The organism is Arthrobacter sp. LjRoot78 (assembly GCF_964254335.1).
Classification (GTDB): domain Bacteria; phylum Actinomycetota; class Actinomycetes; order Actinomycetales; family Micrococcaceae; genus Arthrobacter.
The window spans coordinates 490316-508587 of the sequence record NZ_CAXUTG020000001.1; the positions used below are offsets into that span (position 1 = coordinate 490316).

21 protein-coding genes and 1 pseudogene are annotated in these 18272 nt (G+C 64.1%); 11 read left to right on the plus strand and 11 right to left on the minus strand.

The genetic code is table 11. From position 1 onward, the window contains the following. Positions 1 to 10 precede the first annotated feature (10 nt). Complete coding sequence (locus ACSQ1X_RS02390; RefSeq protein ID WP_436056512.1) at positions 11 to 1789, minus strand: AMP-binding protein; 1779 nt, start codon at positions 1787 to 1789, stop codon at positions 11 to 13. 159 nt (positions 1790 to 1948) lie between these two features. Between ACSQ1X_RS02390 and ACSQ1X_RS02395 the strand changes: the two genes are divergently transcribed. Continuing rightward, on the plus strand, positions 1949 to 3082 hold the full coding sequence (locus ACSQ1X_RS02395) for an acyl-CoA dehydrogenase family protein (protein ID WP_436059243.1): 1134 nt from the start codon (positions 1949 to 1951) through the stop codon (positions 3080 to 3082). A gap of 53 nt (positions 3083 to 3135) precedes the next feature. Here the strand turns inward: ACSQ1X_RS02395 and ACSQ1X_RS02400 are convergent, their stop codons facing one another. After that, positions 3136 to 3708: a dihydrofolate reductase family protein gene (locus ACSQ1X_RS02400; RefSeq protein ID WP_436056513.1), complete on the minus strand. Its 573-nt coding sequence runs from the start codon at positions 3706 to 3708 to the stop codon at positions 3136 to 3138. Between the two features lie 61 nt (positions 3709 to 3769). After that, on the minus strand, positions 3770 to 4312 hold the full coding sequence (locus tag ACSQ1X_RS02405) for a GNAT family N-acetyltransferase (protein WP_436056514.1): 543 nt from the start codon (positions 4310 to 4312) through the stop codon (positions 3770 to 3772). A gap of 171 nt (positions 4313 to 4483) precedes the next feature. On the opposite strand from ACSQ1X_RS02405, the gene ACSQ1X_RS02410 reads away from it, so the two are divergent. The 4 genes from ACSQ1X_RS02410 to ACSQ1X_RS02425 all read left to right on the plus strand — a co-directional run bounded on the left by ACSQ1X_RS02410 (position 4484) and on the right by ACSQ1X_RS02425 (position 7439). Beyond that, a complete protein-coding gene (locus ACSQ1X_RS02410) occupies positions 4484 to 4885 on the plus strand; it encodes a cytochrome c oxidase subunit 4 (protein WP_055801251.1) in 402 nt (133 codons plus the stop codon). Between the two features lie 346 nt (positions 4886 to 5231). Further along, positions 5232 to 5525, plus strand: a complete 294-nt coding sequence (locus ACSQ1X_RS02415; protein WP_436056515.1) for a hypothetical protein — start codon at positions 5232 to 5234, stop codon at positions 5523 to 5525. A gap of 144 nt (positions 5526 to 5669) precedes the next feature. Continuing rightward, positions 5670 to 6404 (plus strand): TetR/AcrR family transcriptional regulator C-terminal domain-containing protein, encoded by a 735-nt coding sequence (locus ACSQ1X_RS02420; protein ID WP_436056516.1) that lies wholly within the window; start codon positions 5670 to 5672, stop codon positions 6402 to 6404. Positions 6405 to 6428: 24 nt separating this feature from the next. Beyond that, on the plus strand, positions 6429 to 7439 hold the full coding sequence (locus tag ACSQ1X_RS02425; RefSeq protein WP_436056517.1) for a hypothetical protein: 1011 nt from the start codon (positions 6429 to 6431) through the stop codon (positions 7437 to 7439). 15 nt (positions 7440 to 7454) lie between these two features. Here ACSQ1X_RS02425 and ACSQ1X_RS02430 read toward each other — a convergent pair whose 3' ends face one another. Then, on the minus strand, positions 7455 to 8501 hold the full coding sequence (locus ACSQ1X_RS02430; protein ID WP_436056518.1) for a helix-turn-helix transcriptional regulator: 1047 nt from the start codon (positions 8499 to 8501) through the stop codon (positions 7455 to 7457). A 120-nt stretch (positions 8502 to 8621) separates the two neighbouring features. Between ACSQ1X_RS02430 and ACSQ1X_RS02435 the strand changes: the two genes are divergently transcribed. Next, positions 8622 to 9020, plus strand: coding sequence for a DUF1304 domain-containing protein (locus ACSQ1X_RS02435; RefSeq protein WP_436056519.1), 399 nt, complete (start codon positions 8622 to 8624; stop codon positions 9018 to 9020). A gap of 235 nt (positions 9021 to 9255) precedes the next feature. Beyond that, the gene (locus ACSQ1X_RS02440; RefSeq protein ID WP_436056520.1) at positions 9256 to 10962 is read left to right on the plus strand and encodes an alpha/beta fold hydrolase; all 1707 of its coding nucleotides are present in this window, start codon (positions 9256 to 9258) and stop codon (positions 10960 to 10962) included. Between the two features lies 1 nt (position 10963). On the opposite strand, the gene ACSQ1X_RS02445 is transcribed toward ACSQ1X_RS02440, so the two are convergent. The 4 genes and pseudogenes from ACSQ1X_RS02445 to ACSQ1X_RS02460 form a co-directional block, all read right to left on the minus strand. Next, complete coding sequence (locus ACSQ1X_RS02445) at positions 10964 to 11215, minus strand: KGG domain-containing protein (RefSeq protein ID WP_436059244.1); 252 nt, start codon at positions 11213 to 11215, stop codon at positions 10964 to 10966. Between the two features lie 155 nt (positions 11216 to 11370). Then, positions 11371 to 11883: pseudogene (locus ACSQ1X_RS02450) on the minus strand (SDR family NAD(P)-dependent oxidoreductase); the annotation flags it as partial. Between the two features lie 116 nt (positions 11884 to 11999). Then, on the minus strand, positions 12000 to 12425 hold the full coding sequence (gene arr, locus ACSQ1X_RS02455) for an NAD(+)--rifampin ADP-ribosyltransferase (protein ID WP_436056521.1): 426 nt from the start codon (positions 12423 to 12425) through the stop codon (positions 12000 to 12002). Between the two features lie 30 nt (positions 12426 to 12455). Continuing rightward, positions 12456 to 12851, minus strand: a complete 396-nt coding sequence (locus ACSQ1X_RS02460) for a hypothetical protein (RefSeq protein ID WP_436056522.1) — start codon at positions 12849 to 12851, stop codon at positions 12456 to 12458. Positions 12852 to 13008: 157 nt separating this feature from the next. On the opposite strand from ACSQ1X_RS02460, the gene ACSQ1X_RS02465 reads away from it, so the two are divergent. After that, positions 13009 to 13575: a dihydrofolate reductase family protein gene (locus ACSQ1X_RS02465; protein ID WP_436056523.1), complete on the plus strand. Its 567-nt coding sequence runs from the start codon at positions 13009 to 13011 to the stop codon at positions 13573 to 13575. 10 nt (positions 13576 to 13585) lie between these two features. Beyond that, positions 13586 to 14659 carry a DNA polymerase IV gene (locus tag ACSQ1X_RS02470; protein WP_055801222.1) on the plus strand — a complete coding sequence of 358 codons (1074 nt, stop codon included), beginning with the start codon at positions 13586 to 13588 and terminating at the stop codon, positions 14657 to 14659. Between the two features lie 77 nt (positions 14660 to 14736). Here the strand turns inward: ACSQ1X_RS02470 and ACSQ1X_RS02475 are convergent, their stop codons facing one another. Both ACSQ1X_RS02475 and ACSQ1X_RS02480 read right to left on the minus strand, forming a co-directional pair. Next, the gene (locus ACSQ1X_RS02475; protein WP_436056524.1) at positions 14737 to 15606 is read right to left on the minus strand and encodes an AraC family transcriptional regulator; all 870 of its coding nucleotides are present in this window, start codon (positions 15604 to 15606) and stop codon (positions 14737 to 14739) included. A gap of 92 nt (positions 15607 to 15698) precedes the next feature. Beyond that, entirely contained in the window at positions 15699 to 16451 is a 753-nt protein-coding gene (locus ACSQ1X_RS02480) for a hypothetical protein (protein ID WP_436056525.1), read from the minus strand. Positions 16452 to 16795: 344 nt separating this feature from the next. Here ACSQ1X_RS02480 and ACSQ1X_RS02485 point away from each other — a divergent pair, with 344 nt between their 5' ends. Continuing rightward, positions 16796 to 17098 carry an antibiotic biosynthesis monooxygenase family protein gene (locus ACSQ1X_RS02485; RefSeq protein ID WP_055802414.1) on the plus strand — a complete coding sequence of 101 codons (303 nt, stop codon included), beginning with the start codon at positions 16796 to 16798 and terminating at the stop codon, positions 17096 to 17098. A gap of 19 nt (positions 17099 to 17117) precedes the next feature. Next, positions 17118 to 17429 (plus strand): hypothetical protein, encoded by a 312-nt coding sequence (locus ACSQ1X_RS02490; RefSeq protein WP_436056526.1) that lies wholly within the window; start codon positions 17118 to 17120, stop codon positions 17427 to 17429. Between the two features lie 202 nt (positions 17430 to 17631). On the opposite strand, the gene ACSQ1X_RS02495 is transcribed toward ACSQ1X_RS02490, so the two are convergent. Beyond that, the gene (locus ACSQ1X_RS02495; protein ID WP_436056527.1) at positions 17632 to 18261 is read right to left on the minus strand and encodes a suppressor of fused domain protein; all 630 of its coding nucleotides are present in this window, start codon (positions 18259 to 18261) and stop codon (positions 17632 to 17634) included. Between the last annotated feature and the right edge of the window lie 11 nt (positions 18262 to 18272).

An 18272-nucleotide genomic window follows, 5' to 3' on the forward strand; every position in this document is an offset into this window, starting at 1 on the left:
GTGGGTTGCTTCAGCCTAGCTTTTCAGCCCCGGGGCTTTTCAAACCCGGGAAATCCGTCTCCGAGTACTCGACGCCCAGGCCTTCGGGCTGCGGGCCGCCGCCGTGCCGGAGCTCTTCGCTGTGCCGGAGTTCCACGCGCCGGATTTTGCCCGAGATGGTCTTGGGAAGTTCCGCGAACTCCAGCCGCCGGATGCGCTTGAACGGGGCCAGATGGTCACGGCAGTAGCGCAGGATGTCTTCGGCCAGTTCGGGGCCGGGCTGGTGCCCGGCGGCCAGGACCACAAACGCCTTCGGCACGGACAGTTTCAGCGGATCGGGGGATGGGACGACGGCGGCCTCCGCCACGGCGGGGTGTTCGATCAGGACGCTTTCCAGCTCGAACGGGGACAGCCGGTAGTCGGAGGATTTGAAGACGTCGTCGCCGCGGCCCACGTAGGTGATGATGCCGCGCTCGTCCCGGCTGGCCATGTCCCCCGTGTGGTAATAACCGTCACGGAAGGCGTCGGCGGTCTTCTCCGGGTCGCCGTAGTAGGCCTTCATCAGCCCCGCGGGGCGGGGGTCCAGGCGGAGGCAGAGCTCGCCGTCGTCGGCCTCTTCTCCCGTTGCGGGGTCAACGAGCACCACGTCGTAGCCGGGCAGCGGCCTGCCCATGGCGCCGATCTTGATCGGCTGGCCCGGGGTGTTGGCCACCTGCACTGTGGATTCGGTCTGGCCGAAGCCGTCCCGGATGGTCTGGCCCCAGGCACGGTGGACCTGGTCGATCACCTCGGCGTTGAGGGGTTCGCCGGCGGACACCACCTTGGTGGGCGGGTTCTTCAGGACAGCCAGGTCCGCCTGGATCAGCATGCGCCACACTGTGGGCGGGGCACAGAAACTGGTCACCTTTTCCCGGTCCATCTGTTCCATGAGCGCCTTGGCGTCGAACCGGCTGTAGTTGTAGATGAACACGCAGGCCTCGGCGATCCAGGGCGTGAACACGTTGGACCAGGCGTGCTTGGCCCATCCGGGGGAGGCGACATTGAGGTGCACATCGCCGGGGCCCAGCCCGATCCAGAACATGGTGGACAGGTGGCCCACGGGGTAGGACGTGTGCGTGTGTTCCACCAGTTTGGCCTTCGAGGTGGTGCCCGACGTGAAGTAGAGGAGCAGTGTCTCGTCCGCCTTGGTGGGCGCGTCGGGCGCGAAGTCCGTCGGAGCGCTGTGGGAATCGGCGTACTGCAGCGCGGCTGAGTGTTCATCGGCGCTATCTGTGCTGGACACATCGGTGCTGCTGCGCTCGCCGTCGGCAATTTCAATGAGCTTGTAGTTGCCGGGAACGCCGGCAAACTTGCCGATGTTGGAACTTCCGACGGCGGCCCAGCCCGCTTCGCCGCGCTCCACCCGGTCCGCCAGGTCCGCGGGACCCATGAGCGTGGTGGTGGGGATCATGACGATTCCCAGTTTGATGCCGGCCAGCATGAGCTCCCACAGTTCCACCTGGTTGCCGAGCATGATGATCATGCGGTCACCACGCCGGACGCCGCGGCTGCGGAGCCAGTTGGCCACCTGGTTGGAACGCTCGGAAAGCTCCCCGAAGCTCCGCCTGGTGGCGCTGCCGTCCTGCTCCACGATCACCAGGGCCGGTTTGGTGCCCTTGGCGGGGTCCGCGGCGATCTGGTCGAACCAGTCGAGGGCGAAGTTGAATTCTTCGAAGCGGGGCCACTGGAATTCATCCCGTGCCCGGCTGTAGTCCTCGCGCAGGGCCAGAAGCCTGTCCCTCGCGGCCCGGAAGTCGTCGGTGACTGTCATGGGGCCCTTTCGCCTAGTGATCCATATCACTGTGCAATATACTAGGACATCCAAGGGTTTGGAAGAGCGAAGGGATGCGTGCCGGTGCAGCCACAACGACGTGACGGCGGGGAAATCACAACAGTTGCGGAGCAGCCGCCGTTCCCGGATGCGGACCTCATGTACATCGTGGACCTGCTGCCGGAGGGGGAGCGGTCGCGCTACCTGGAGGTGCGGGACTTCCTGCAGTCCCGTATCCGCGCAGCGTCCATCGAATACTGGAACCGCGAGGAATTTCCGTTCGGACTGCTGGCCGAAATGGGCAAGTACGGGCTGGGCGGGCTGCAGACGGACGGGACGTCGGCTCTCTTCAAAGGCCTGATGTATGTCGAAGTGGCCCGGGCGGATGTGTCCCTGTCGGCGCTGGTGGGCATCCACAATGAGCTGATCGTGGGGATGATCGACGAGCTCGGTTCGGACGAGCAGAAGCAGCGGTGGCTGCCCGGGTTGCAGGCGTTCACCCAGCTGGGAGCCTTCGCGCTGACGGAGCCGGAGCACGGCTCGGACATTGCCGGCGGCCTCGAAACGTCAGCGCGGCTGGAGCGCGGCGAATGGGTGATCAACGGCGCCAAGCGGTGGATCGGTGCCGGGACCATCTCCGACTTTGCGCTGGTCTGGGCCCGGGATGAGGCGGACGGCCAGATCAAGGGGTTCATCGTGGAAACGGACCGGCCCGGCTATTCCGCCACAAAGATCTGCAACAAGATCGGCCTGCGGATCATGCAGAACGCGGACATCGTTCTCGAGGAGGTCCGGATTCCGGAGTCCAACCTCCTGCCCGGTGCCACGGATTTTTCCAAGGCCAACGACCTCCTCCGCGACTCGCGTGCCTGGGTGGGCTGGCAGGCTGCCGGGATCCAGCTGGCGGCGTTCGACGTCGCCCGTTCCTATGCCCTGGAACGGAAGCAGTTCGGCAAGGAGCTGGCCCGGTTCCAGCTGATCCAGCAGCAGCTGGCCGAAATCCTTGGCAATGCCAGTGCCTCCCTGGCGCTCATGGCCCAGCTGGCCCGGATCCAGCAGGACGGCAAGCTGGAAATGGTCCAGGCGGCCATGGCGAAGTCCACCACCACCCGACTGGCGCGGGCCTCAGTGGCGATGGGCAGGTCCCTGCTGGGCGGCAACGGCATCAGCAGCGACTACGAGATGGGCAAGCTGTTTGGCGACGCCGAAATTCTGTACACGTACGAGGGCAGCTACGAGATCAACTCACTGATCGTGGCCCGGGCCGTGACCGGGAAGTCCGCGTTCGTCTGAGGACGCTCGTGGTCCGCCTGAAGCGCCGACGGGGCCCGCCGTCGTACCTTCAGTTAGTCTTGGCCGCGCTCGTAGCGGAGGAGAACCACGCCGTTGCCGAACGCATGTGTGCCGGCCAGCTTGAGGTTCATTCGGACGTCCGGTGACTCGAACAGCGGCCGGCCGTTGCCCTGGCCCAGGACCACAGGGTGGACGTAGATCCTGTATTCATCCACCAGGCCGAGCCGCAGGAACGTCGCGGTCAGATTGGCGCCGCTGAGCGCAATGTCGCCGCCCGGCTGCGCCTTTAGTTCCGTGATTTCTTCAGGCACGACGTCGTGCTTCACGGTTGTGTTCCAGCCGGCTTCGGTGAGGGTCCGGGAGAACACGATTTTGGGAATCTCGCGCCAGATCGCTGCGAACTCGGCCTCGACCGCCGTGCTGTTCGGATCCTGGTCGGCGGTTGGCCAGTAATCGGCCATCAGTTCGTAGGTGACCCGCCCATCAATGAACGCGCCCATCTCCCTGCAGACATCGTTGAAGTGCTGGTGCAGTTCCTCGTCCACCATGTTCCAGCTGATGTCGCGGTTCAGCCCTTCGAAGTATCCGTCCACCGAAACTGACGCGATCAGAATGATCTTCCGCATGTCGATCCCTTCGTGGCAGGGCGGGCACCCGGGCGGGGCCGCCGTCGTACCCTCCAGTGAATCACTCGAGGATGCGTTGGAACAGGACATGGTCCTGCCAGGAGCCTGCAATCTTGAGGTAGGACGGTGCCAGGCCGATCTCTTCAAACCCGGCGCGGGACAATACTTTGCGGGAAGGCGTGTTGTGTTCGAGGGTGGCCGCCTGGACCCGGTGCAGGCCGAGCTCGTCCTTCGCTGCAGCCAGCACGGATGTGATGGCTGAGCTGCAGACGCCGCGGCCGTTGAAGTCCTTGTCCACCCAGTAACCGACGTGGGCGCTGAGGAGCGGGCCGCGGACGATTCCTGTCAGCGTGATCGCTCCGACAATGCGGCTGCCGGCCAGCAGAACCCACGGCACCTCCTGCCCCGCAGCCTGAAGGGCGAGCTTGGATTCGATGACGGCGCGCTGGCCGGCAGCCGTGAAGAACTCGCCAGCTCGGGCCGGTTCCCAGGGGGCAAGATGGTCCCGGTTCAGCACGTACGCCGCACTGAGCCGTTCAGCATCAGCAGCCTGAAGCAACCGCATTTGGACATCGCCGGTCACGGTGGCGGCCTGAGTGGTCATCCTCCGACTCTATCCGCGGGAGGCTGCCCTGCCCGGGGAGGGGCCGGTAGGGGATGGTGCCCCGGCAAGGGGGGTCCTTCGTCCCTTCCGCGGGGCGGGGAGTGAAGGCCACAGTTGGATCAGGAGGGTTGCGCTTGCCTAACCCCGGTTTGATTCGCGGAAAGAGGAGTCATGAAAATCGAATCCTGGATTTTCGGAGGCATGGCCATTTTCTTCGTACCCGTTGGGGTGGTCTACGGCTTCGTCACTGAGTGGACCGAGCCGGTTGGCTTCCTGGCCTTATGGCTGGTGGGTGGCCTGGCGGGGCTGATCGGGGGCTACCTTGGCTACACAGGCCGGCGGGTAGGGATGCGTCCCGAGGACCGTCATGATGCGGAGATCCACGAAGGCGCAGGTGAGCAGGGCCAGTTCAGTCCCTGGAGCTGGTGGCCCATTGCCCTGGGCTTTTCCGCGGCAACCGGGTTCCTGGGCCTGGCAATTGGATTCTGGATCCTATACATCGGTGCAGGGTTTGCACTGGTTGCGCTGATTGGCTGGGTGTTTGAATACAGCCGCGGAGACCACGCCCACTAGCTAAGAGGTGCAAGGCGCGCGCCCGGAGAGGGCGTCGAGCAAAAAAATTCGCCCATCGACTTGAAACTAAGCCTACTTATGATTAGGGTTGAAGTTATGAAGGGGTGCGGCGTTATGCGCACTGACGCCCTTTCGGGAGGTCCCAACGGGATCGGACAGCTTGGGAGAATGGCCTGTTCCATAGGCGCTCCCGGTGCCCGCCGAGGCGAAGAGCTGTAAGCAACCAAAAAGAGATGCGGTGAACCGCGGCCTGAACCTGGGCTGCAGCCACCTTGGTAATCGCGTAACCGCGGTGCCGGGGGAGGGTTTGCGTGCATCAAAATCGAGGGAGCAAAAGATGTCAGTTATGAAGAAAGCTACTACCGCCGTTGCCGGATCACTGTTCCTGGTGGGGATGGCCGCAGGGCCTTCGATGGCCGCGGACAACAGCACTGTCAATGACGGCCTGGTGAACGTTACTGTCGGCGATGTGACAGTCCTCAAGGACGTCAATGTTGGCGTAGCCGCTGATGTGACGGCACAGATCTGTGGCGTGGAAGTCGGGCCGGTCGCCGTTCTGGGTGAGGCTGTCGACGCCACGAGCACCGAGTCTGTCGTCTGCGACGACAACGGCGGTCCGGTCACCATTATTCAGAACTGACGGACTGCACCTGCGTAGAGGGCGTTGATGTCCTCTAGCGCAAACAAAAAGCGGCGGGACCATCTGGTCCCGCCGCTTTTGCCGTCCGCAAAGCTGGTGTACGTAGTACACTCGTGGCAACAAAATCGCAAGTAAGGTGCCCACATGACGCAGCAGACGGAAGCCACGCGCCGGATCCCGCTGAACCGGGAGCGGGTGCTGACTGCCGCCGTCGTGCTCGCCGACGAAGCGGGCATCGAAGCGCTCAGCATGAGGCGCCTGGCGCAGGAGCTCGGCGTCGTACCGATGGCGCTCTACAAGCACGTCGCCAACAAGGAGGAACTCCTCGACGGCATGGTGGACGTCCTGGTCGGCGAAATCGATCCTCCCGCCCGCGATGCCGGGTGGCAGAGTGCGGTCCGGTTACGGGTGCTTTCAGCGAGGGAAGCCCTATTGCGGCATCCGTGGGCACGGCAGGTGCTTGAATCGCGCACCACCCGGACACCGGCGGTCCTTGGCTACATGGATTCGTTCATCGGGATGTTCCTGGCCGGCGGCTTCTCCGTGGACCTCACCCATCACGTAATGCATGCACTCGGCAGCCGCATGTGGGGGTTCACCCAGGAGCTGTTCGAGGATTCCGCCGGCAATGCGGCGGCCGGCGCGGCGCCGTCAGGGGTAACGCCGGAAACGCAGGAGGCCATGCTCCGGGAGATGGCGCAGCGCTATCCGAACATCCTGCAAGTGGCCATGGCGGCCAATCACGACGACGGCTCCGTGGTGTCGCAGGGCTGCGACGACCAGTTTGAATTCGAGTTCGCGCTTGACCTCCTCCTGGCCGGGTTCGAGCGCTTCCACCGGCAGGGCTGGACGTCGGAGCGGGCGAAGCTGGAGCGGTAGCCCGCCGGATGCTAGCTTGTGGGGATGGAGGCACTCGACTGGCTGCTTGACTCCGATCCCGCGATCCGCTGGCAGGTCCTGCGCGACCTCACGGACGCGCCGCCTGAGGAAGTGCAGTCCGAGCGTGCCCGCGTCGCCACCCAAGGCTGGGGCGCCCGCCTGCTCGCGCTGCAGGACGGCAACGGTCAGTGGGACGGCGGAACGTACTTCCCGGCGCAGTTCGACGAGTCGGAGCCAGGCCAGCCCTGGACTGCAACCACTTACAGCCTGTTGCTGCTGCGCGATTTCGGGCTTGATCCCCGCAGCGGCCAGGCACGCCGCGCCGTCGAGCTCGTCCGCGACAACTGCCGCTGGGAGGAAGGCGATCAGCCGTTCTTCGAGGGCGAGGTGGAGCCGTGCGTCAACGGCATGGCCGTGGCACTTGGCGCCTACTTCGGTGAGAAGATCGACGGCGTCGTGGAGCGTCTGCTGGGTGAGCAGCTCGCCGACGGCGGATGGAACTGCGAGGCGGAACGCGGTTCGGTGCGTTCGTCGTTCGGGACAACCATCAACGTGCTCGAAGGGCTGCTGGAACACGAGCACGCGACCGGCGGGTCCCCGGACTCAATCGAGGCCAGGCAGCGCGGCGAGGAGTACCTGCTGGAACGCGGGCTCCTTCGGCGCAAGGCCACCGGCGAACTGATCGACCGAGACTGGCTGGAGTTTTCCTACCCCACCCGCTGGTTTTACGACGTGCTGCGCGGCCTCGACTACTTCCGCGCGGCATCCACCAGTCCGGACGAACGCATCGCCGAGGCGGTGGAGGTGCTGCGCTCCAAGCAGCAGCCCGATGGCACCTGGTTGCTGGAAAACACGCATCCGGGCCGGATCCACTTCGCCTTGGAGGACGGTGACGGGCGCCCGAGCCGGTGGAACACCCTAAGGGCGCTGCGGGTGCTCGGATGGTATGAGGGCAGTATCGCTGGCGGCAGTGCTCGAGCGATGCGGCTGCGGGAAACCACGGGGGGCAACGGGCCGGGCTGGCCTCGTAGCTAGCCGGAACCGGCCACCTCAGCCGAGAAGTCTCGCCACCAGTTCGCCGCGGCTCCCGACTCCCACCTTGTCGAAGAGGGACTTCAGGTGGTCATGGACCGTGTGGGGCGAGATGAACAAATGGTCGGCTATGTCCGTCGTCGCCGAGCCGGAGACCACCTCAAGGCAGACCTCCCGCTCCCGGGCCGTGGCGCCGTAGGCGGCGAGCAGGAGGCTCACCATTTCGTGGGTGGTGGCGGGTTCCACGGTGACCACCATCTGCCCGGGGTCGTTCCCGGTGATGAGCCGGCTGGCCTGGAGGACCACCCAATGATCTCCGGCGTCGCGCATCCTCATGCGGGCGGTCCCGGAAACAGAAGCCTTCGCGGCAGCCACCACCGCGTAGAGCGTCATGCTGAAACGGCCGGGCGCCTCATCGTCCAGCTGAGCCAGCCAGGTGGCGGCTGCCTCAGTCGCGGCACGCAGCTCACCGCGCGGTCCGACCAACACGATCACCGGACCCTCCGGACCCCCCGGCCCGTCCGCCGCGTGCCGCTCCGCGCGGACTGCGACCCGGGTGGCCGCGGCCAGGGCTGATGCGATGGAACTCAGGAATTCCACTTCCCGGTCGGTGAAGTCCGCGCCCGGCTCACGGAAGAGCCCGCCCACGGCCCAGCAGGCGGCATCGGCCCGGAACACCGCACGGAGTTCGTGCTCCAGCCCCTGCGGACGGAGCAGGTCGTTGAGCCGCACGCTCCTGACCACGTCGCGGTGCGGCACATCGGAGAGCCGGGCGGCCGGTACCGGCCGCCGGATCAGCGCCGCGAAGGCATTCGGCTCCGTGCCCGCATATTCGGTCTCGGCGAAGCGCGCGGCGTATTCATCGGGCACAGGCCAGGGCGGCCAGTTGGTGATCGACGTCATGATGAGGGAGTCCGGGTCGACGCCGGACCAGCAGGCCTGCTGAAACGGCACGGTGTGATGGACGACGGCGAGCGCTGCAGCATGCAGCTCGGCTACGCCCATGCCGGTGGTCGCCATGGCCGAAATCTCGCGCTGGGCCCGCTGTGCACGATCTGCCCACATGCTTTCAGTATCCGCCCCCAAGGACGGACTGCAATCCCCAAATTGGGGGATGGCGGAGGCGCTGGCGGAACCCCCTGGGCGGGGATGGGACAGGCTTCGCGGCGGACGTAGTCTTCGACCATGAACGCCGTTGCCCAACTGTTTGCGCTGCTGGAAGCCCTGATCTACATCGCGGTGTTTCCCCTTGAGGCCTTTCTCCTGCGCCGCCCCGCTGTGCAGAGATTCCTCAGCACCCCTGCAGAAAATGTCCCCGCCGTCATGATGTGGGCGATTCCCGTCGGCTTCCGCAATCTCCTCATAGCTTTGGGGGTCATTGCGGGACTCGTGGCGTTGAATACCGGGAACGACGTGGTCGGCCGGACGCTGGTTACCTACTGCTGCGCGTACATGGTCCTGGGTGGATCCACCATGGCCATGGCCGATGCGCTGGGACACTACCCCAAGAAGGGCGACAGCATTCCGGGAACTCTTGCCGCCACTGTGCCGGCCCTCATTGCGCTCGCAGCCTCGGTGTTCTGAGCGGGCATTGGCCGCCGTTCTGAACGCAGGGACAAACGAAGGCCCGCCTATGGGGGACAGACGGACCTTCGCAGTTAAGACGGTACGCCTCTTCTAAATACCCATCGAGTGGAGATGCATTACTGCCGCGCGCCGGCAACTTCGGGACCTGATCGCGGCGTGCGTCACCGTCCTTTCCGAGTCCCGGCCTGCGGCGTAGTCTGCCTCTTATCACGACACCCGGGCGGGAGGATCTTTGGACGGCTATGCCGAGCTGCGGGCGTTCCGCGGCACGCACCCGTATCGATCGGTGACGGTCGGCGGCGTCGAATGGAAGTACATCGCCGGACCGGTGCCCGGGGAGGCAAGCCCGGCACTTCTCGTCCTGGGCGGCGGGTTCTCCTTCGGTGATTCCGCGTTCCGCACGATCACCGCTTTCGAATCGCACTTCCGGGTGCTCTCACCCTCGTATCCGTCGGTGCGGACAATGGCCCAACTCGTGGAGGGGGTTGCGGCCATCCTCGACGCCGAGGGTATCCATTCCGCGAGCATTTTCGGCCACTCCCTTGGCGCCGGCGTCGCGCACGCCTTTGCCTGCCACTATCCGCAGCGCGTGGACAAGCTCATCCTGTCCGGGTTCGGTCTCTATACCCGTGGTCACGTGCGTCTGGTGAGCGCCTTCGTCGGTCTGTTCTCGATATTGCCCAAAGATGCCCTGGCGGCTTTCTACCGTCCGAGAATCGCACGCCTCGTCGCAGGGGCGGAAGGCGACGAACGTGCTTTCCTCAGCGCCTACACGGAAGATCTTTTCGCAGCACACACGAAGGAATCGGCCCTTGCCCGCCTGGCAGTCGTGCTGGATCTGGCGGCGCATCCGGACCGTTACGCCGCCTCGTCCACCTTCGAGCGTCCGGACGACGTGCTGGTGATCGCCGCTGCCGACGACCGCGGTTTCACCCCGCGCGAACGCGAAGCGTTGCTTGCCGCCTACCCCGGCGCCCGTGCCTATGTTTTTGGCGAGGGTGGCCACCTGACGGCCGTCACCCATCCGGCTGAATACGCCGACGTCGTCGAACGCTTCCTCAAGGGCCGTCCCCTTCCCGCGGGGCGTAGCGAAAACCCGGCCGTGGCGGCCCTGGAGGCCAGGCTGGCCGGCTTCCGTGCCAGACACCAGTACCGCACGCTCGACGTTGACGGTGTGCGCTGGCGCTACCTTTCGGGCGGCTCGGGCGAACAAACGGTGCTTCTGCCCGCCGGTGGTACACGGATGCCGGACATGTACCTGCTGCTGATCGAGGCGCTGGAGCGGGACTTCCGTGTCCTCGCGCCGGCCTACCCCGCCGGTGCCGGCATCGCCGGGCTCGCGGACGGACTGGCTGCGATCCTTGACGCCGAGGGAGTCAATCAGGCGGATGTGCTGGGCTCGTCTTTCGGCGGATTTGTGGCCCAGACGTTCGCCCGCCGGCATCCGGAGCGCGTGCGGCGCCTGGTGCTGGCGAACACCGGCAGCCCTGCCGCGGCCCCGCTCCCTTGGCTCCCGCTCCTCATTCGCTTCCTCTCCGTCCTTCCCGAAAGCGCCGTGCGATCCCTGACCGGCCGGAACTGGCGCCGCTGGTTTGTCCCGGACTCACAGGACGACGCGAGTTTCTGGACCATGCTGCTGTCGGACGTACTCAGCCGGCTGGGCAAGGAGGATCTGCTGTCCGGCCTACGGGAGATGAAGGAGTTTGCCCATCTTCCGGCCGAACGGGCAGGCGGGGTGCGCACGCCCACCCCGCCTGTACCGGTGCTGCTGATCGAATCGGAGCGGGACGAGGCGTTCCCGCCCCGGGCACGTGCGGCTCTCCGGGCCCTTTATCCGTCTGCGGAGATCCGTCTTTTCGCGGGCGCGGGCCATGGGGTCATGGCGACGCGGACCGCCGAGTACCTCGCCACCGTGGGGGAGTTCCTTCGCCGACCCTGAGCTAGGCAGCCCTGATTTTCACGGGAGCCCGGCCAGGTGCGAGCAGGCGTCCCACAAGCGCTTGCGGACTTCGGGATCCGATCCCATGCCCGGCGTCGGGAGCTCCTTGCGCTTTGCCCAGAGCTTGCCGGAGACCGCCGCCGTTTCCCCCGAGGTGGCGAGCCAGAGCGCTGTGTCTGCCGCCTTTTCGGCCGGCGCACCGAGCGCGTTCGTGATCCAGCGAAAGGGGCCCCCGACGTCGAGCAGCAGCGATGTGTTCTTGACCAGTCCCGGATGGACGGCATTCGCCACCACGCCCGAGCCGTGCAGGCGCTCAGCGAACTCTTGGGTGAGCAGAACCCTGGCCAGCATTGTGGGCGGGGTGGAGCGCAGGTAGCTGTACCTGCCCTTGGCTGTCTGGAGGTCGTCGAGAGTGAGTTTGGTGTTGCCGTATTTGGACGCGATATTCACGATGCGGGACGTGCGCGCGGCCCCGGACGGCCGGCCCGCAACTCCGCCGTCCCCTGGCGGTACGGCCGCGGCGTGTTTGAGTGCGTCCAGCAGGAGGTTGGTCAGCAGGAAGTAGGCCATCACATTGGTGGCGAAGGTCAGTTCGAGCCCGTCGGGGGTCACATTCCGCTCCTTGCGGAACACGCCCGCTGCGTTGACGAGCACGTCGAGCCGGTCATGGCGCGACAGGAACCCGGCGGCCGCCGCACGGATTGAGGACTGGACTGAAAGGTCACAGGTCAGCGGCTCAAGCCGGGCGTCAGGGACGAGGAGGCGGATGCCCTTAACCGCCTCTTCGGCCCGGGCCCCTGAGCGCGCCACCACCACGACCAACGCGCCCTCGCGGGCAAGTCCGGTTGCCACGGCTTTTCCCAGGCCGCTCGCCGCCCCCGTCACCAGCGCCACGGTTCCATCCATGGAAGCCATCGTCATCGCCTCCTGAGGCTTGTCCTGCCAACTAGGTCGCCGCCTTGCCGCCGGGCGCTTTAGGCCCTCCGTCTCGACTGGTCACATCACAGCACACCACAGTCGGGTTGACCAGCTTTGAATCAGTTGATTGCCTCAATGCCAAGCCGCTTGAGTTCTTCAAGGTGGTTCCGCATGTTCTGAAGCACCTCGGGGGAGTGGGGCTGCCAATCCAGGATCTCGTCAACCACTCGCAGTGGCGCTCGGGTGCGGTAGGACCTCGTCGGGTTGCCCGGGAACTTCTTGTCCGTCAGATTGGGGTCGTCCTCAAAGGGGCCCGTGGGTTCCACAAGGTAGATTCTGCCGGGTCCCTCGCCCACGCCGAGTTCCGCTCCCCAAGTAGCCGCATCGAGGGTTGCGGTCAGGTAGATGAAGTTCGCCCGCTTTCGCTCCCCGAAATTCGAACTGTAGCCGGGTTCCAGCAGGTCCCCCGGCTTCAGCTCAGCCTTCGTGCCGTGGTAGAAGGGCCCGGGATCCTTGGCCTCGGACGACAGCGGTTCGATGTCCATGCACACCCTCCTCGAAGTTGGGCTACCACTCTAGCTCGCCGACGGCTCATGCCACGGTTTTTGGGCCGGGGTCATGAGGGAGGCGAGCGCGGCCGCCAGGGCGGGCACGTAGAACCAGCCAATGGTTGCGGAAGCGAGCATGGTGAAGATGGTGAGGGCAACGGTGGTCGCGACGGATGCGGGCATCCGTGCCGGTCCCCTCACTAGGAGAGGCAGCCCGGTCAGAGCGACGGGGATCAGCAACAGCACAAAGACGTAAGGCCCTACGATCTCGAGCAGGGTTGAGGCAGTGACTTGGTCTGGCCCGTCATTCGAAATTATCGCTGTGCTGTACACAGGAACCAGGAGTAGCACCAGGGAGGCTGCAATCGTGAGCGAGAAGGCAACGATCTGGCGAACACTTTTCGGATCCGAGCGGTATCTCATGTGTCCCCTCCAAAGTGGAGTTGCGTCTAAGCCAACGAAAGCACGGTTTTAGGCATCCGACCAGACGATTTCATCGCTTTCGATGTCCGCTCGGATGCCGTCCAGCCCGACGAATTGGGGCTCGTTGATCGCGCGCCAGCGGGCTACAGTTGGCGCCATGCGAAAACTCATAGTTCAGCAGTGGGTCACCGTGGACAACATCGCCGCGGAGGAGAACGGCGGGCTCAGCTTCGTGTCAGGAGAGCCGTTTTCCGAGACCACCAACAAGGCGTTCAAGGCAAGCCTGATGGGGTTCATCGACTCTGTCGACACGATGATTCTCGGCGCGAATACCTACAACCAGAACAAGGACTACTGGCCGTCTGCCAATGAACAAGGTGAATACGGTGAGAAGCTCAACAACCTGACCAAGTTCGTCGCCTCGTCGACGCTGGCTGACGCGCCATGGGGTGACCTTCCCGCCGCGACCGTAACGCGAGACCCGGCCGCCACCATCCGGAAGCTCAAGGAGGAGAGCGGCAAGGACATCTGGCTGTGGGGGAGCTTGAGGCTCATGCACTCACTGATGGACGCCGGCGTCGTCGATGAAGTCCGGATGCTGGTCTGTCCGGCGTCACGCGGCAAGGGAAAACGCATTTTCGAGGATTGGCAAGACCTGCGGCTGCTTGGGGCCACCCCGTTCGAAAACGGCGTGGTACTTCTGCGCTACGAGATCAAGAAATAAGCGCCAAGGAGTGAGTGGAATCCGGTGGGTACTGCACGTCGATCTCGACCAGTTCATTGCGGCTGTCGAAGTGCTCCGGCGGCCGGAGCTTGCGGGCAAACCGATCATTGTCGGCGGTCGGGGCGACCCCACGGAACGAGCTGTGGTGTCGACCGCCTCCTATGAAGCAAGGGCGTTCGGCGTGGGTTCCGGAATGCCCTTACGCATTGCGGCCCGGAAAGTGCCCGACGCCGTGATCCTGCCGGTCGATCACGAGGCGTACCTCGCGGCGTCTGAAACGGTGATGGCTACCCTGCGTTCGCAGCCCGGCGCCACCGTGCAGGTGCTGGGTTGGGATGAAGCCTTTGTAGGCATTGAGACAGAGAATCCGGAAGCCTACGCCCGGCAGGTGCAGGCCGCTGTCCTGGAGCGGACGCAGCTGCATTGCAGCGTGGGCATCGGCGATACCCTGGTCCGGGCCAAGGTAGCCACCGGCTTCGGCAAGCCGGCCGGAGTCTTCCGCCTCACCGCCGGGAACTGGCTGGAGGTCATGGGCAGTCGGCCCACCAAGGATCTGTGGGGCGTCGGAACCAAAGTGTCAGGCCGGCTGGCCAGACTCGGCATCAACACCGTCGCCGAGCTCGCCGCGTGCGACCCCCAAGACCTGGTCCCGGAGTTCGGCCCCAGGATGGGTCCTTGGTACGCGGAGCTCGGACGCGGGGACGGCGCCAGCGTTGTGGACGACACCCCGTGGGTTGCCCGCGGGCATAGCCGGGAGACCACCTTCCAGCGGGACCTGACCGAGCCCGCCCAGGTGGACGACGCCGTCAGGGAACTGACAGCGCGCGTCCTTGAGGATGTTGTGGCTGAAGGGCGGCCCGTCATCGGATTAACCCTCAAAGTTCGGTACGCGCCGTTCTCCACCAAGACCCACGCGAAAAAGATCCCCGAGACTTTCGACCGGCACGAAATCCTCGCGCGGGCTTTGGACCTCGCGGCCGGAATCGAAGCGGGCCGACCGATCCGGCTCCTGGGCCTGCGGGCCGAAATGGCCATGCCCGATGATGCCCGAAAGGGACATACGCCGACCCGCGGCGGCTGGTGACGGCGTCGGTCCTTTCTTACTTCCGCGAATGAACCCTCGCGGAAGCAACCAATACCGGAACGTTTCCCCGAATGCAGCTATCTGGTATCGGTGGTGATTGCTTCGATGGGGATCCATAGTTGGCCGCGGCCTTTAGAGCCGTCTGGTTCCGACTGGACGCTCAGCAGTTGTGGTCCGGGCGCCCAGCGATATGGATTCGCGGGGAACCATTCGGCCGCTGCGTCAGCCCAAAGATGCTGCAGGACCTCGGGAAACTTGCCTTCTGTCTCGAACACAACCCATAGCCCGGCCGGGATATCCGTAGAGTCGTATCCGACCGGCGCCGTCCGTGATGATGCCGCAGCGCGCCAGTAATCCAATTCGCTTCCCTCTGTTCCCGGGTCCTCGAGATTTTCGGTGACAGCGAGCAGCCCGAACGGCTCCGTGTCCGATAACTGTGCCAGTCGCGGCCTCACCGTCGAGTCCAGGTTCCGCTCGAACTCTTCGATTAGCGGATTCGGACCCTCGTAGATGAGCCGGACACGTGTCTTGAGCCCGATAAGGCGGAAGGCGTCCTTCTTCACTATGCGGTGCTTCATGTGGGCACTCCCTTCGATTCGAAGATGGAATCTCAATTGCGGTTGTGAATGGAGCACGGCGCCCGGGCGTCGCGCCTGTGACGGAGTGAGCCCGTGCATGGATTTGAAAGCCCGGGTGAACGCTTCGGCCGACCCATACCCGTACCGGATCGCTACGTCCAGTACGGCCTGGCCAGCGACAATTTCCGCTGCCGCTGCCGTCAGCCGCCGGCGCCGGATGTATTCGGACAATGGCAAGCCCGCGAGTGAGGCAAACATTCGCCGAAAGTGGTACTCCGAGGTGAGAGCCACCTGTGCCAGACGTCCAACGTCGATCTGCGAGGCAAGGTCAGCCTCGATGAGCTCGATAGCCCGGTTCCATTCCTGCACGGCTGCCTCCTTCCTTCACTACGGTACGGAGACTCCGACCCGTTGACCCGACAATGCCTGCCCGAAAAGATCAGTCGTCGGTCGACGCGAGGTCAGACGTAGGCCAGGCTCATCAGCAGTGCCTTGAGTTGGACGTATTGGTCAGTTGCCATCCAGGCTCTGGCTGCGCCCCTGTTTGGGAAGGCAGGGTCATTGAACAGAACTCGGGTGCTCAGGCCGCCGTTCGCCGTTGAAACGAGATTGCACCACGATGAGACGCCCTCACCTTGCGCCAGTGAGCGGGGATCGCTTAGCCCCATGAAGTAGGCGTCGCCATCACCATAGGACTCTACGACGAAGCCGAAAACGGGCTCGGCGTCGTCCGGTGCAGCCATTCCAGGAACAGCCACTTGATCGAACACCCGACGCGATACGGGACCGCCAGCACAACCAGCGGTCAAGCCATTTCCCAGGGAGAGCAGATCATTGCCTCCGCTGTCAGTGACGATCGCTTCAACGCCGGGGAGGCCTGCAGGGGGGAGCACGGTTCGCACCGTCCATGCTTCCGGATAGGTGAAGGAGATGTGTCCGTCCGGGAAAGTGAAGGTCTTCAGTGCTGGAGCTGCGTGCTTCGCCGACGAAGCGGGCAGCTCTGACCCTGATACCGCACTGGCGGCAGAGGCCGCCGGTGCCGCAGCTGACAGAAATGCTAGCGCTGGTGTGGGTTCGGCCGTGTCGTTCACGGTCACGTTCGAGGCGGCGGCAGGGCCGGTTCCTGGCTGTGGCCCACATCCGGCGAGTACAAGGCCGACGGCGAAACCCGCCATGCTGACGGCCGTGAAGATTCCGGCGCGATTGGAATTCATTGTTATAACCCCCAATATCTGTGACGGCGGGCCGAATGTCCCGCTCGGTAACTAAATTTCCGGAACCTCGCCTGGAGTTACAGTCAGTGCAAAAACATCCGGTGATGGCCACCAGGGACAATTCGGTCCACGACGAACCGCGCGCAGCGCCAAGATGGATGCTTCTGTCAGCGAAAGCACCCCCTCCGTGAGACGGCACGATGGGTAACGGGTGTCGGGTTAGCTAGGCAGTCGCGGTCATAGGAACCGCCCCAAATGCCATCAACAGGATGAATTCTCCATCATGGCCGACCGAGTGGAGCGTTCCTAACTAACGATCTATGCGAACCTGCGAGACTTGCCTAATGATTACCGAGCACGCGCTGCTTCCCGTCATTTCCGGTCATGAAGAAGATTTTGAGGCAGCGTTCGACCGGGCTAGATCGATTATTGCGTCGACGCCAGGCTTTATCTCGTTGTCGCTCTCGCGTTCGATCGAAACTCCCAGCACTTATTTGCTGCTCGTGCAGTGGGACAGTTTGGAGGACCACACCGTTGGTTTCAGGGGATCCCCGCAGTACCAGCAGTGGCGGCAGCTACTGCACAGATTTTACGAACCGTTTCCCTTGGTCGAACACTACGAGCTCGTGAACTCTGCTCCTCGATAGAAAGCCTTAGGGGGCAGATGTGAAATACATCCTCGTTTTGCAATGGCCAGTTACCTCTGAGGCCGACTTTGATGCGCTCATCTCGATGGAGGATCTGCTTGAGGCAGACCTCCCGGATGCACACGGTTTCGTGGACGGCCACGACTTCGATGCCGGCGAGATGAACATCTTCGTCCACACCGACCGACCACTCGAAGCGTTTCAGGACGCGATGACATCGCTGCGCCGTGACCCACGATGGGTCGGCGTACGGGCGGCATACAGGCCGGCCGATGGAGATCGTTATGTGGTCGTGTGGCCCAAGACGCTTGAAGTGTTCTCAGTGTCGTGACGCGGAGAATCCGTGCTCTGCTTTCATGGCTGCGACAATCCTCTGGACGTTGGACATGCTGCCGGGCACCACTGCGTCTGACACTCGGATGGTAGTCCCACAGACCCACACGTCCTCCCTAAAGTTTGCCGAAGGGCTACGAGGCCAGACACAACGGGCGCACATATCGATGCCCTAAGGGAGTCGGATCACAGGTTAGTTATCAAGGTCTTTCATTGCGCAGTGCCCACGAGGGCCAGCGAAGGATTGAGCGTCTTTCTATCCCCGCTGGCAAGTCTCTGTCCAGGTCCCAGGATCTAACGCCGGTCTCTTCCCAGATTCCGAAGAGCTCGTCGGATCGGTTACCGTGCCTGTACTCGGCTTCCTCGGGAAAGACCGGCAAGGCGTCGAGGAACACGACGTGCCGGCCGTTCGTCAGCTGGAGTTCCGGGATCAGGTCATCGGGACGTTCGGTTAGCACCCATCCCGTGAATTTCCGACCCTTTATGACTTTCCAATTGCCTGCCACAAGGACGCCGTGTTGAGGCACTGTGTTGCTTTTGAGGACGCTCAAAACCATGTTGGCGAACGCCTCTTTTACCGCCTCGGAACCGGACTTCACTCCCACGAAGAGCTCAACGGCGTGCTGTCTGGCTCCCGGGCCATGGCGGGTGGCGCCAGCCGAAGCATAGAGGTGGACGCCCATCCGGCTCGTACCTTTTGGCCACTCGAAGACGCCCACAGATTCCCCTGAGCGCGTACGCATATCGTGGTACTCCGGCTCAGATCCGACTACTGCAACGTAGTGCTCGCGCAGCTCCTCAACCACCGACATGCTCCCCATGAGTTCCATCTAACCATCGA